Source organism: Pseudomonas sp. H9 (assembly GCF_004353925.1).
In the GTDB taxonomy this organism is placed as follows: Bacteria; Pseudomonadota; Gammaproteobacteria; order Pseudomonadales; family Pseudomonadaceae; genus Aquipseudomonas.
Map to the genome: position 1 here is coordinate 94763 of NZ_SMOK01000003.1, position 13496 is coordinate 108258.

General features: G+C 62.6%; 13 protein-coding genes. 10 read left to right on the plus strand and 3 right to left on the minus strand.

Translation table 11 applies throughout. From position 1 onward, the window contains the following. Positions 1–6: 6 nt before the first annotated feature. Genes E1573_RS01285 through E1573_RS01300 form a run of 4 tightly spaced genes read left to right on the plus strand, consistent with a single transcriptional unit; the run spans position 7 to position 3635 of the window. Complete coding sequence (locus tag E1573_RS01285; RefSeq protein ID WP_133209829.1) at positions 7–894, plus strand: hemin ABC transporter substrate-binding protein; 888 nt, start codon at positions 7–9, stop codon at positions 892–894. A 50-nt stretch (positions 895–944) separates the two neighbouring features. After that, positions 945–1928 (plus strand): iron ABC transporter permease, encoded by a 984-nt coding sequence (locus E1573_RS01290; RefSeq protein WP_165957283.1) that lies wholly within the window; start codon positions 945–947, stop codon positions 1926–1928. Further along, positions 1928–2695, plus strand: a complete 768-nt coding sequence (locus E1573_RS01295; protein WP_133209833.1) for a heme ABC transporter ATP-binding protein — start codon at positions 1928–1930, stop codon at positions 2693–2695. The genes E1573_RS01290 and E1573_RS01295 overlap by 1 nt, the downstream gene beginning before the upstream one ends. 55 nt (positions 2696–2750) lie before the next feature. Next, the gene (locus E1573_RS01300; RefSeq protein WP_133209836.1) at positions 2751–3635 is read left to right on the plus strand and encodes a ChaN family lipoprotein; all 885 of its coding nucleotides are present in this window, start codon (positions 2751–2753) and stop codon (positions 3633–3635) included. A 100-nt stretch (positions 3636–3735) separates the two neighbouring features. Here the strand turns inward: E1573_RS01300 and E1573_RS01305 are convergent, their stop codons facing one another. Both E1573_RS01305 and E1573_RS01310 read right to left on the minus strand, forming a co-directional pair. Continuing rightward, the gene (locus E1573_RS01305) at positions 3736–4464 is read right to left on the minus strand and encodes an aspartate/glutamate racemase family protein (RefSeq protein WP_133209838.1); all 729 of its coding nucleotides are present in this window, start codon (positions 4462–4464) and stop codon (positions 3736–3738) included. Positions 4465–4488: 24 nt separating this feature from the next. Then, positions 4489–6018 (minus strand): NCS1 family nucleobase:cation symporter-1, encoded by a 1530-nt coding sequence (locus E1573_RS01310; RefSeq protein WP_133209841.1) that lies wholly within the window; start codon positions 6016–6018, stop codon positions 4489–4491. 516 nt (positions 6019–6534) lie between these two features. Here E1573_RS01310 and E1573_RS01315 point away from each other — a divergent pair. Together E1573_RS01315 and E1573_RS01320 are read left to right on the plus strand one after the other, a co-directional pair. After that, a complete protein-coding gene (locus E1573_RS01315; protein ID WP_133209843.1) occupies positions 6535–7224 on the plus strand; it encodes a GntR family transcriptional regulator in 690 nt (229 codons plus the stop codon). Positions 7225–7327: 103 nt separating this feature from the next. After that, positions 7328–8512, plus strand: coding sequence for an amidohydrolase family protein (locus E1573_RS01320; RefSeq protein WP_133209846.1), 1185 nt, complete (start codon positions 7328–7330; stop codon positions 8510–8512). Between the two features lie 93 nt (positions 8513–8605). Here E1573_RS01320 and E1573_RS01325 read toward each other — a convergent pair whose 3' ends face one another. Beyond that, complete coding sequence (locus E1573_RS01325) at positions 8606–9469, minus strand: LysR family transcriptional regulator (protein WP_133209849.1); 864 nt, start codon at positions 9467–9469, stop codon at positions 8606–8608. Between the two features lie 93 nt (positions 9470–9562). On the opposite strand from E1573_RS01325, the gene E1573_RS01330 reads away from it, so the two are divergent. The 4 genes from E1573_RS01330 (at position 9563) to E1573_RS01345 (ending at position 13431) form a co-directional block, all read left to right on the plus strand. After that, positions 9563–10027: a multidrug/biocide efflux PACE transporter gene (locus E1573_RS01330; RefSeq protein ID WP_133209852.1), complete on the plus strand. Its 465-nt coding sequence runs from the start codon at positions 9563–9565 to the stop codon at positions 10025–10027. A 169-nt stretch (positions 10028–10196) separates the two neighbouring features. Then, complete coding sequence (locus tag E1573_RS01335; RefSeq protein ID WP_133209854.1) at positions 10197–11486, plus strand: FAD-binding oxidoreductase; 1290 nt, start codon at positions 10197–10199, stop codon at positions 11484–11486. Positions 11487–11497: 11 nt separating this feature from the next. Next, a complete protein-coding gene (locus E1573_RS01340; RefSeq protein WP_133209856.1) occupies positions 11498–12055 on the plus strand; it encodes a helix-turn-helix domain-containing protein in 558 nt (185 codons plus the stop codon). Between the two features lie 23 nt (positions 12056–12078). Next, positions 12079–13431 carry a glutamine synthetase family protein gene (locus tag E1573_RS01345; protein WP_133209859.1) on the plus strand — a complete coding sequence of 451 codons (1353 nt, stop codon included), beginning with the start codon at positions 12079–12081 and terminating at the stop codon, positions 13429–13431. Positions 13432–13496 lie beyond the last annotated feature (65 nt).

A 13496-nucleotide genomic window follows, 5' to 3' on the forward strand; every position in this document is an offset into this window, starting at 1 on the left:
CCCTAGATGCGTAAAAAAATCCTCCTGGCCTGCGCTGGCTTGCTGTTCAGCCAGCTGGCCAGCGCCAGCGACACCCTGCCCCAGCGCTGGGTCAGCGCCGGTGGTGCCTTCAGTGAATGGGTGGTCGCCCTGGGTGGCGAGAGCAAGCTGGTCGGTGTCGACAGCACCAGCCAGCACCCAAGCTCGTTGCATGGTCTGCCCAGCATCGGTTATCAGCGCCAGCTGGCAGCCGAGGGCATTCTCGCCCTGCGCCCGGACATTCTGGTCGGCAGCAATGAAATGGGGCCGCCACCGGTGCTGGAACAACTCAAGGCGGCCGGTGTGCGCATTGAGTTGTTGTCGGCCAAAGCCGAAGTGCCCGCACTGCAGCACAACCTGACCACCCTGGGCCGCTTGCTCGGCCAACAAGCCCAGGCGCAAGCGTTGATCAACGACTATCAGCAACGCCTGCAACAGCAAGCCGCAGCGGTCAAACAAGCTCAGCAGCAGTCTCCCGCGCCTCGGGTGCTGATGCTGCTCAGCCACTCTGGTGGCAACCTGCAGGTCGCCGGCAAAGACACCCTGGCCGCGTGGATGATCAACCAGGCCGGTGGTAACAGCCTGGGCGATCACATTGGCTACAAGCCAGTGTCCAGCGAAGCCATGCTGGCGCTTAACCCGCAAGTGATCGTCTTCGCCAGCAGCCGTCTGCAAGGCGATGCCGCACGTGCCACGTTGCTTGAGCAGAACCCGGTACTGGCGCAAACCCAAGCCGGTCGTGACGGTCGCATCCTGGTGATTGACCCGACTCTGCTGGTTGGTGGCCTGGGGCCGCGGGTGCCGCAAGCGCTGGAAACGCTGACAGCCGCGTTCTATCCAAAAGCCACGGCACTGAGCGCTGAGGCTGGCCAATGACGGCGATTGTCCGACCGCGGCCAATGCTCATGGTGCTGGGGCTGTCGCTGGTGTTGATCGTCTGGTTGTCGCTGGCCCTCGGGCCAGTCAGCCTGCCGCTGGGCGAGACGCTCAAGGCCGGCCTGCGCCTGCTTGGCGTGACGCTGGACGGCGAAACCACACAACAGGCCGACCTGATTCTCGGGCAAATCCGCATGCCGCGGACCCTGCTCGGGATTACCGTCGGTGCGGTGCTGGCGTTGTCTGGGGTGGCGATGCAGGGCTTGTTTCGCAACCCCTTGGCCGACCCGGGCCTGGTCGGTGTTTCCGGCGGCGCGGCGCTGGGCGCAGCGATTGCCATTGTCGGCGGCAGCCTGATGGGTGGGCTGCCCCCGGCCATCGAGCCGTATGTGCTGTCTGTCTGCGCGTTCACTGGTGGCCTGATCGTCACCGCCGTTGTCTATCGCTTTGGCCGCAGCAACGGGCAAACCAACGTCGCCACCATGCTGCTGGCGGGCGTGGCGATGACTGCCATGGCCGGGGCCGGTGTTGGCCTGTTCACTTACCTCGCCGATGACGCCACCCTGCGCACCCTGACGTTCTGGAACCTGGGCAGCCTCAACGGAGCCAGCTACGAGCGCTTGTGGCCGCTGTTGATTGTCGCCGTGGGCGTCGCCTTGTGGTTGCCGCGCCGCGCCGCAGCGCTCAATGCCCTGTTGCTCGGCGAGTCGGAAGCACGTCACCTGGGCTTCGATGTCGAGCGGATCAAGCTGGAGCTGGTGGTGTGTACCGCCTTGGGCGTGGGTGCCGCTGTTGCAGCGGCGGGCCTGATCGGCTTTATCGGCCTGGTGGTACCGCACCTGATGCGCCTGCTGGTCGGCCCTGATCATCGCGTGTTGCTGCCTGCATCATTGCTGGCCGGTGCCGGGCTGTTGCTGTTGGCCGACCTGATCGCCCGCTTGCTGTTGGCACCGGCGGAATTGCCGATCGGCATCGTCACCGCCTTGATCGGTGCGCCATTCTTCCTGTTCTTGCTGGTTAAGGGGCGCGCCTGATGCTCGAAGCTGACAACCTGCTGGTACGTCGCGGCCAACGCACGGTACTGGCCAATATCAGTGTGCAGTTACGCCCCGGTGAAGTGCTCGGTGTGCTCGGGCCTAACGGCGCGGGCAAAAGCACCTTGCTGGCGGCCTTGTGCGGCGAGCTGGCGCTCAGCGAAGGCACGGTCAGCCTGGAGCAGCGCCCGCTGGCCGACTGGCCTGGCCAGGCGCGGGCCAAGCGTCTGGCGGTGCTGCCGCAAAGCTCCAGCCTGAACTTCGCGTTTTCGGTCAATGAAGTGGTCAGCATGGGGCGCCTGCCCCACGCCAGTGGCCGCGTGCGTGATGCCGAAATCGTCAGCGAAGCACTCAAGGCGGCCGATGCCCTGCACCTGGCCGAGCGCAGTTACCTGGCGCTGTCGGGTGGTGAGCGGCAACGGGTGCACCTGGCCCGGGTTCTGGCCCAGCTGTGGCCAGGCGCCGATGGACAAACACTGCTGCTCGACGAGCCAACCTCGATGCTCGACCCGCTGCACCAGCACACTATTCTGCAAGCGGTGCGCGACTTCGCCGAACGCGGCGCGGCTGTGATGGTGATTCTCCACGACCTCAACCTCGCCGCGCGTTACTGCGATCATCTAATGTTGTTGCAAGACGGCCTGCCCCACGCTTATGGCCCACCGGCCGAGGTGCTGACCGCCGAGGCACTGGCGTCGGTGTATGGGCTGCAAGTGCTGATTCACCAGCACCCGGAACGCGGCCACCCGTTGATCATCGCGCGCTGAAACCGCCCCCTCGGCACACCGTGATCGAGGGGCAATTACTTAGCAAGGAACTCCGATGCGCCTTCTGATGCTCTGCCTGGTCAGCCTGCTGGCGGCCTGCCAATCCCACAGCGTAATGCCGCCGCCGGCACCGATTGCACCCGAGGGGCGTGACCATGCCGAACTGGGCGTGATCCGCGAACTGGCCACAGGCCAGACCCTGACCCCGCAACAATTGGTCGAACGCCTGGCCAAGGCGCCACGCGTGCTGGTCGGTGAGCAGCACGACAATCCCGACCACCACGCCGTGCAACTGTGGCTGCTGCGCGCATTGGCCAGCCAACGCCCACAGGGCAGCCTGCTGATGGAAATGCTCAACCCGGACCAACAAGCCAAAGTCGATGCCGCGCAAGCGGCCAGCCGTGCTGGCAATCCACCCAGCGATGCGTTCCAGGCCCTGGCCTGGCAAGCCAACTGGGACTGGAGCGTTTACGGGGCAATCGTGACCTATGCCCTGCGCCAGCCCTACCCGTTGCTGTCGGCCAACCTGAACCGCGCGCAGATCATGCAGATCTACAAACAGCGCCCAGTGCTGGAAGGTGCGGCGTCAACCCGCCCTGAAGTACAAGCCACCCTGCTGGACGACATCCGCGAGTCGCATTGTGGCTTGTTACCGGAATCGCAGATGCCGGCCATGCTGGCGGTGCAACAGCAACGTGACCGGCGCATGGCCGAAAGCCTGCTCGCCGCCCCGACCCCTGCTGTGTTGCTGGCCGGAGCCTTCCATGTGCGCAAGGATCTGGGCGTGCCGCTGCACTTGAACGACCTGGGTGCTGCTGAAGGTAACCAGGTGTTGATTCTGGCCGAGGTGGGCAAAGCGGTGAGCGCCGAAAGCGCTGACTATGTGTGGTACACCGCCGCACAACCGACGCAGGATCACTGCGCCAAACTGCGTCGCTAAAACACCCCTGGTAGGAGCGGGCTTGCCCCGCGATAGCGATTTGTCAGTTACATCGCATCGCGGGGCAAGCCCGCTCCCACAGAAGCCCGCTCCTACCGTTTCAACCCAGCAGTGTCCGCGGCCAGCCCAGTACTTGTTTGGGCCGTGGTGGCGCGTAGGTGCGCACTTTCGAGGTACTCAACTTCAAGCGCACCAGCGACTCGGCCAACGCCACCGCCGCCGTCACACCATCGACCACCGGCACACCAGTACGCGCCTGAATCCGTTCATCCAACCCGACCATGCCGCCGCAACCCAGGCAGATCACCTCGGCCTTGTCATGGCGTACGGCTTCCTCCGCCTGCCCCACCACCGCTTCAATGGCGCGCTCGGGATCTTCCTCAAGCTCCAGTACCGCCAGGCCACTGGCGCGCACCGAGGCACAACGACTATCCAGCCCGGCCAACTTCAGCCGGTCTTCGATCAGCGGCACGGTGCGATCCAGCGTGGTCACCACCGAGTAACGGTGCCCCAGCAACATGGCGACACTGGCCGCCGCTTCAGTGATGTCCACCACCGGCACGTTGAGCAGCTCCTGCAAGCCTTCGCGACCATGTTCGCCGTAGCCCGCCTGAATTACCGCGTCGTACGGCTGGTCGTAGCTGAGCACCCGCTCCATCACCGCAATGGCCGCCAGGTAACTCTCAAAGTTGCCCTCTACAGACTCGGCACCAAAGCGTGGCGTCAGGCCGACGATTTCAGTGCCCGGCGACGCGACGCTACGCGCCTGGCGGGCAATCGCCTCGGTGATCGACTCAGTGGTGTTGACGTTGACTACCAGAATTCTCATGCGTCAGTTCCTTGTACCTAGTGCTCAGTGCTGGGCGCTGTCGACGGCAAAGTGCTCGCCGGAACAGTCCACATAGTGTTTTTTACGGTCCGAAATCAGGTAGTACACGCCACCAGCAATGGTCGCGCCGAACAGCCAGGAGAACGGCGTCAGGTCGCTGAACGCCGGCACCAGCGCCAGCACCACCGCAGCAATGGCCGAGGGCACCAGGGCGGCGATGGCCTTGAAGTTGACTCCACGGGTGTAGTGATAGGTACCGCTGACCGCCTCGCTGTAGAGGTCGGGCACATGCACCTGGGCTTTGCGGATCAGCCAGTAGTCAACCATGATGATCCCGTACAGCGGGCCCAGCAGCGCGCCGAGGCCAGAGAGGAAGTACACGATCACCAACGGGCTGTTGTAGAGGTTCCAGGGCAGGATCAACACGGCCAAGGTGGCACTGATCAGGCCGGCACGGCGAAAGTTCAGACGGCTCGGCGCCAGGCTTGAGAGCACAAAGGCCGGGGCAACAAAGTTAGCCATGATGTTCACCGCCACGGTGACGATCAGAAACGCAAGGCAACCCAGCACCAGGAAGGTCTTGTCGGGAATCGCCGCGATGATCTGGGTCGGGCTGTCGATGACCGTGCCATCGATGCTGAACTGCGCGCCGGACAGCACAAAGCTGATCACCGCAAACACCAGGATGTTCACTGGCAGGCCCCAGAAGTTACCGACGCGGATGGTCTTGCGGCACGGCGAAGAGCGGGCGAAGTCGCAGAAGTTGAGGATCAACGTGCCGTAGATGGCCAACCACAGCGCGCCACCGGCAAACACCTGGGTCCACATCTTCGCACCCGTCAAAGGCTCACCCACCGACCAGGCCAGGTTGCCATCGACCCGCAGGTACATCCACACCGCCAGCACCAGCACAGTCGAGAGAATCACCGGGCCGGCAAACGATTCGTACTTGCGCACCATCTCCATGCCGAAAGTGAGAATCACCAGCTGCACAAACCAGATCGCCACAAAACTGGCCCAGCCCAGGCTGGACAGCCCGAGGATGGCGTTGTGGTCGTAGCTTGCCAACTGCGGCCAGATCGCCACCAGCAACACCCGCAGCACCACCGAAGCGAGGTACGTCTGAATGCCGAACCAGGCAATGGCGATGACCGCACGAATGACGGCGGGTATCTGTGCGCCGTAGATGCCAAAGCTCATGCGGCTGATCACCGGGAACGGCACCCCGGTTTTTTGCCCCATGTAGCCCGACAGGTTCATGAAGAAGTACACCAGCACCGCACCGACGGCCAGGGCCGCGAGCATCTGCCAGCCTGACAGCCCGAGCGCGAACAGGCCCATGGCAAAGGAATAGTTGGCGATGTTGTGCACATCGTTGGTCCACAAGGCAAAGATGCTGTAGCCGCCCCAACGTCGACCGGCCGCTTTGGTCGGTGCCAGGTCGGCGTTGTGCAGTTTCGGGCTTAAGCTGGCATGCCCCGACAGCGGCGCAGACAGCGCAGGGTCGGGAGACAGGTACGCGCTATCCAGAGGTTTGGAAGTATCCAATTGCATGTTCCCCGGGCTCTTGCTGCAGCGCCTGAGGCGCTGCAACACATTATTGTTGGACTTGAAGAGTTGGGACCGCTGTCGGCGCCTGGACGCCATCGCATACAAAAATTGTATGCAATCTTTGTATTACGATTTTCGAGGAACAATTTGTGTGCCAAAGAGGGATGAAATGTAGGAAACGCACACGCTACGTTTAGAGTTAAATTATTGATTTATATAATTTTAATTTTTAAGCAAGGCTCAGCCTTGAACCGATTAATCTGATCGAATGGTCAATAGTGTAAACAAAGTGTTTGGGCATAGAAGTAACAACAACGGGTAACATGCATACAGTTATCGGTACAAATGTACACACTTACACCTTCTGGTAGGAGCGGGCTTGCCCCGCGATCACATTTGCCTGACAGACCGCAATCGCGGGGCAAGCCCGCTCCTACTCACTGTCAATTTCACCCTGAAACTTTTGGTTGGCGCACATTTGCGGCATGCTTGTCCGGTCAAGGAACATCGGAGCTGGCAATGACGGAAAAACTCCCCGCATCGACCGTAGAACGCGTCTACCAGGGGGTCCATGAGGCCATTAGAAAGCGCACCCTGCGCCCCGGCATGAAACTGGGTGAGTCATCGCTTGCGGAGCTGTTCAAGGTCAGTCGCACCTCGGTGCGCGCCGCACTCAAGCAACTGGAAGGCGACGGCCTGGTCTCCACCGAACTGAACAAGGGTGCCTGGGTGTCGCTGCCCAGCGATGAAGACATCCGCTCGGTGTTCGAAACCCGGCGCCTGATTGAAATCGGCATTGTCACCGAGCTGTGCCGCCGCGCCGATAAAAGCCTGCTGCAACCCCTGCGCCTGCACGTGGCCGAAGAAGAAGCCGCCGCCGATGCTGGCGATCATGCGCGCTACGTTCACCTGCTGGGCGAATTTCACCTGCGCCTGGCCGAAGTGCTGGACAACCCGGTACTGCTTGACTGGTTCCGCAAACTGATCGAACGCGGCTCGCTGTACGCCTCGACCCTCGATGACGAACGCCATGAAGCCTGCCGTGGCAACGAGCACCTGCGCTTGATCGAGTTCCTCGAAGCCGGTGATCAAACCGCCGCCATCGACCTGGTGTGCACGCACCTGAGCGGTATCGAAGAGGCGATCCTCAAGGCGACCCATAACTTGAAAGCCGACTACCACCCGCTCAAACACCTGATCGGTGGCTAACCCCTTGGGCATTCACGAAGCCACTGCTATCGATCCCGATATTTAATTGGCCGATACCCGGCAACTTTTATAGGGTGTGCGGCCTCCCCCAAGAGGTCGTGAAATGTTTGATCGTGTGTTCGTGAATGCCGTCGCTGCCGACGGCAGTCCACTGTCTCTGGCTGTTGCCAACGGCCGTATCGTCCGCCTGGGTAGCGACACTGCTGCCATCGCTGGTGTCGAGTGCATCGACCTGGGCGGCAACCTGGTGCTGCCGGGCTTTGTCGACGGTCATATCCACCTGGACAAAAGCTTTGTCGGCGATCGCTGGCACCCGCACCAGCCAGCCGCCAGCCTGCGCGAGCGCCTGGCAATCGAGAAACGTGAACTGGCGCTGGCACCCTCCATGGTCGAGCGCGCCGACGCCCTGATCGCCCAGGCTGCCGCATTCGGCACCGTGGCCATGCGCAGCCATGTCGATGTCGATGCCACCACCGGCTTGAACAACCTGCATGCGGTGATGCAAGCGCGCGAGCAATGGCGCGGCGTTGTCGACATCGAGCTGGTGGCCTTTCCTCAGGCCGGGGTCATGTCGTGCCCGGGCACTGCCGATGTGCTGGAAGCCGCCATCCGCGACGGCGTCGAGGTAATCGGCGGTATCGACCCGACTACCCTCGATGGTGATGCCGAAGGTCAACTGAATGTAGTGTTCGGCATTGCCGAACGTCATGGCGTGAAAGTCGATATCCACCTGCACGAGCCCGGCTTGCAAGGCATCGAGCAATTGCAACGGATCGCTGCGCGCACCTGCGCCGCCGGCCTGCAGGGGCGCGTGAGTGTCAGCCATGCCTATGCACTGGGTCAGGTGCCTGACGACGTGCTTGAGCGAATTGCCGCCACCCTTGCCGAGGCCAGAGTATCGATCCTGACCAACGCCCCCGGCGATCACCCCTTCCCGCCGATTCTGCGTTTGCGTGCCGCAGGTGTGAACGTATTTGCCGGCAACGACAATATCCGCGATGCCTGGTGGCCCTACGGCAATGCCGACATGCTCCAGCGCGCCATGCTGATCGGCTACCGCTCAGGGTTCTACAGCGATGAAGACCTGAACGTTGCCTTGACCATGGCCACCTCAGCCGGTGCAGCGGTAATGGAGAAAAGCGACTACGGCCTGAAGGTTGGCAATGAAGCGACCTTTATCGTGATCAAAGCGCCCAATGCCGCAGCCGCCGTTGCCGCAGCGCCCGCCGAACGGCGCATCGTCCGCCGCGGCGAACTGCAAGCCGCAGCGCCCGGCCTGCACATCTGATACTCAACCTGTAGGAGCGGGCTTGCTGTGGGAGCGGGCTTGCCCCGCGATTGCGATTTATCAGTCACATCGCATCGCGGGGCAAGCCCGCTCCTACCCCTGCTCGCGCACCAACCAGTCCAGCAGCCATAAACCCGCCGGCCCCGGCGGGCTGAGCCGTGACCAGGCCGCATCCACGGCAATCGGTCGTGGCCAGCCGGGCAATGTCAGCTCAACCAGCTGCCCATGACCATACTGCTGCACCAGGCCGTGAGGCAGTTCAGCCCAGCCAAAGCCTTGTTCGGTCATTTCCAGCAGCAACAGGTAATCCGGCGCCGACCAGACCCGCCCTTGCGGCTTGTTTTCGCTGTCGGCGTAGGTATTGAGGTACAGCTGACGATGGCTTGCCAGGTGCGCGTGCGTCAGTTGTTGCAGCGATGCCAGCGGATGGCCGCGCGCGACAAAAATCCCCATCTGCGCCTGCTTCGGGATTCTGCGCACGGCGATGTCAGGCGGGTAATTCGTTTGCGCGGCCAGCAGCCCAAGGTGCGCGCGCCCGCTTTGTAGCAGGCCGAGCACATCGCCGCCTTCGGCAATCATGCATTCCAGTTCGATGTCCTGGTAACGCTGCTCGAACTGACGCATGACCTGATTGTCCGGGGTGAGCTGGTACATATCGGAGAGGACCAGGGTCAGGCGTGGCTCCACCTTGTCGGCCAGGCGAATGCTCAACTGGTCAAGCCGCTCGCTGGCGGCGAGGATTTCCTGAACATGCCCCAGCACCTTGCGCCCGGCTTCGGTCAACACCGGGTGACGGGCCTGGCGGTCGAACAAGCTGACGCCCAGGTCCGCCTCCAGGTTGGCGATGGCGGCACTGACGGTCGACTGGCTTTTGCGCAGTTTGCGTGCGGCCGCTGAGAACGACCCCAGGGCCACGGCTTCGACAAAGGCATGCAGAGCTTCGGGGGAATAACGCATAGGTGTATCGCTTTTATCGATGGAACCTATTTTTAACATAGGCAAAAAAACGATGACAATCGCTCCATCGAAACCAATCGTTCAGGTGATGTCATGCGTGCTTCCAACAAATCCTTCGTCGAGCGTATCGTCCACGCCGTCGGCTTCGAGGTGATCGCTGTGCTGATCTGCGCCCCCATCGGCGCCTGGTTGCTCAATCGCTCGATGCTCGAAGTCGGCACCCTGGCGGTGGTGCTGTCGACGGTGGCAATGCTCTGGAACATGCTCTACAACGCGGTGTTCGACCGGCTCTGGCCTGCCGACCGGGTGCAACGCAGCGTCAAGGTGCGGGCCCTGCACGCCGCCGGCTTCGAGACTGGCTTCGTAGTGATCGGTGTGCCAATTGCCGCACTGATGCTCAACCTGTCGCTGGTGCAGGCGTTCATGCTGGAGATCGGCTTCTTCGCCTTTATGCTGCCGTACACCATGGCCTACAACTGGGGCTACGACTTGCTGCGTCAGCGCCTGATCAGCGCCCGCAGCGAACGGCTGGAAGTGCAACAAGCGTTGCGCCGTTAAATTCACAGATTCCCGGTAGGAGCGGGCTTGCCCCGCGATTTGCGGAGTGTCAGGTAAACCGCAAATCGCGGGGCAAGCCCGCTCCTACCAGAAGGGGGGGTTGGACTCGTGAAATTTATCTGGTAGTTTTTCATGAAAATATACCAATAAAAATTCACGAGACTCCGCCATGTTCAAGCAATCCGCCCAGCATGTCGCCAGCTACTACGCCCGCAGCTACCCCGGTGCGATCCCGTTGCGCCCTACTCTGCATGAACGCCTGGATACCGAGGTGTTGATCATCGGTGCCGGGTTCAGTGGCTTGCACACTGCCCTGCGCTTGGCACTGGCGGGTAAGCGCGTGACGTTGCTGGAGGCCAGTCGCGTGGCCTGGGCAGCTTCCGGGCGCAATGGCGGGCAGGCGCTGCTGGGATGGTCGTGTGACATGCCGCCACTGGAAAAAGCGCTGGGCCAGGAAGGCGCCCGACGTCTGTGGGACAGCATGTGCTGGGCCGCCAGTGAAATGCGCGCACTGCCCGAGCGTCATGGCTTCGACATCGATTACCGCCCCGGCAGCCTGTGGACTGCCGTGTTGCCACGCCGGGTCAAGCTGCTGCGCGACGCGCAACGTGAGGCCAGCGAAAAGTGGGGCTACCACAAACTACAGCTGATCGAACGTGAGGCCATGCCTGAATGGATCGACAGCCCGCGCTACCAGGCCGCACTCTACGACCCGGAAGGCGCGCACCTGAACCCGCTGAAACTGGCCCAAGGCCTGGCAGCCACGATCGAAGAAGCCGGCGGACGCCTGTACGAGCAGACCCGCGTACTCAATTACCGCGAGACAGCGAACGGTTTCATCGCCCGCACCGAACACGGCGAAGTGCGCAGTGATGTACTGGTGCTGGCCTGCAATGCCTACATCGACAAGCTCGACCGTCAGTTATCACGTCGCCTGCTGCCCGTGGGCTCCTACCAGGTCGCCACCGCACCGCTGGACCCAGCCCTGGCTCGCTCGCTACTACCGCGCAACAGCTGCGTGATCGACAATCAGTTCGTCCCCGACTACTTCCGCCTGACCCCGGATCACCGCCTGTTGTTCGGCGGCGGCTGCACCTACCTCGGTGGCCTTCCCGCCGATGTCGCCGCAGCTACCCGCCCGGTGTTGGAGCGCGCCTTCCCGCAACTGCGCGGCGTGGCCATCGAGCATGCCTGGGGCGGGCACCTGGATTGCAGCCTGCGACGTACCCCCGACATCGGCTGCAGCGGCCAGCGCTACTGGTTGCAGGGCTTTTCCGGGCATGGCGTACTGCCGACCCTGGCCGGCGCCCGTGCGGTCAGCGATGCCATTCTCGGCGACACCGATTTGCTGGCGTTGTACCAAGCCATCGACAACGGCCGTTTCCCCGGCGGCGACTTGCTCGCCGCGCCGCTGGAAGCCGCCGCCAAGGCCTGGTACCGCTTGCGCGACACTATTTGAGAGGACAACCCATGGACATGCAGGACGAAATCGAAGGCCTGGCGATCCTGATCCGCGACTTGCGCAAACACCGCAACCTGACCCTGGGCGAACTGGCCCAGCGCATCGATCGCTCGGTCGGTTTCCTCTCCCAGGTCGAGCGCGGCCTCTCGCGCCCCACCGTGGCCGACCTGACCGCCATCAGCGAAACCCTCGATGTGCCGACCACCTACTTCTACAACCTGAGCAAACCGCGCGAAGTGGACTGGGTCACCCGGCCGGGTGAACGGCGCACGCTGTACTACGCCGGCGGCATCACTGACGTGCTGGTCTCGCCCAAACTCACCGGTAGTTTTTCCATGCTCGAAAGCCATTTGGCACCCGGCGCCACCAGCGGCGAAGGCCACTTGAACGACAGCTCGGAACAAGGCGGATTCGTCCTCGAAGGGCAACTGAGCCTATGGCTCGATGACAGTGAAGCACCGGTCACCCTCGGCCCTAACGACAGCTTTCAGCTACCGCCACACAGCCAGTTTCGCTACGCCAACCTCACCGAGCAGCCAACACGGGTGCTCTGGGTATTCCGTTGAACCACGCTGCAGGATTGCAATCGATGACAACAACAAAAAGCTTTCCCGATCTGCTCACTGAAGTTCGTGACTTTCGCACTCGCTTCCCCGAGGTGCGCTATGTCGATTTGATCAGCCTGGACATCCCCGGGCACTTCTACGGCAAACGCTACCCCATCGACATGCTCGAAAAAGTCGCCGCCGGCAGCCCCCTGAAACTGCCGCAGAACTGTGTGTTGCTGGGTGTCCAGGGCGGGCTGTTCCCGATTGGTGACTATTGCTTCCATGACGGCGACCCGGATGCACCTCGGCGCCTGATCCCCGGCACCCTCAAACCGGTGCGTTGGGAAAACCAGCCGCTGGGGCAAATGCTGATCAGCTCCGACGGCACCGAGGCGCCCATCGAATTCGAACCCCGCGAAGTGCTCGCCCAGGTACTGCAACGCCTGGAGCGTCGCGGCATTCGCCCGGTGGTGGCGTTCGAGCTGGAGTTCTACCTGTTCGACCGTGCCCTCAAGGAAGGCCTGCCGCAGTTCCCCCGCGACCCGTTCAGTGACGACGCCGACGACCAACCGAACATGCACATCGAGCGCCTGTCGCGTTACTCCGACGTGCTGCGCGACATGGTCGAGGCCGCCAATGAACAAGGCGTGGATGCCAACGTCATCACCGCCGAACTGGGCCCCGGGCAATTCGAGATCAACTTTGGCCACTGCGACGACGGCCTGCGCGCGGCCGACTGGGCGGCGCTGTTCTGCCGCAGCACCCGTGGCGTTGCGCTCAAACACGGCATGCGCGCCAGTTTCATGAGCAAACCGTACCTGGAGGCACCGGGCAGCGGCATGCACGTGCATGTCAGCCTGTACGACCGCGATGGCAACAACCTGCTCGCCGCCGATGAACAGCGACCGTTGCGCCATGCCGTGGCCGGCTGCCTGGAACTGCTGCCGCACTGCATGCCGATCTTCGCTGCCAACCACAACGCCATGCGTCGCTATGGCGCCATGGTCAATGCCGCCAGCCGCGCCAGTTGGGGGTTCGAAGACCGTGATGCATGCATCCGCATCCCCGAATCCGACCCGCGCAACCTGCGCATCGAACACCGCCTGGCCGGTGCTGACGCCAACCCGTATCTGGTGCTGGCGGCGATTCTCAGCGGCATGGAGCACGGCCTTGATGCTGCCCGAGAACCCATTGCCCCGCTCAACGAAGACCGCAGCAGCGGCATCGACTTCCCCAAAGACATGCTCACTGCGGTCAGCGCCATGCGCCATCACCCGGTAGTCAACCAGCAGTTGGGCAGTGAATTTGTCATGGTCTACTGCGAAAACAAACGCCAAGACCACCTGGCCTTTATGCAAGACATCAGCGCCCGGGAGTACCGCTGGTTCCTCTAACACAACACCGGTAGGAGCGGGCTTGCCCCGCGACAGCGATTCCCCAGACACATCGCTATCGCGGG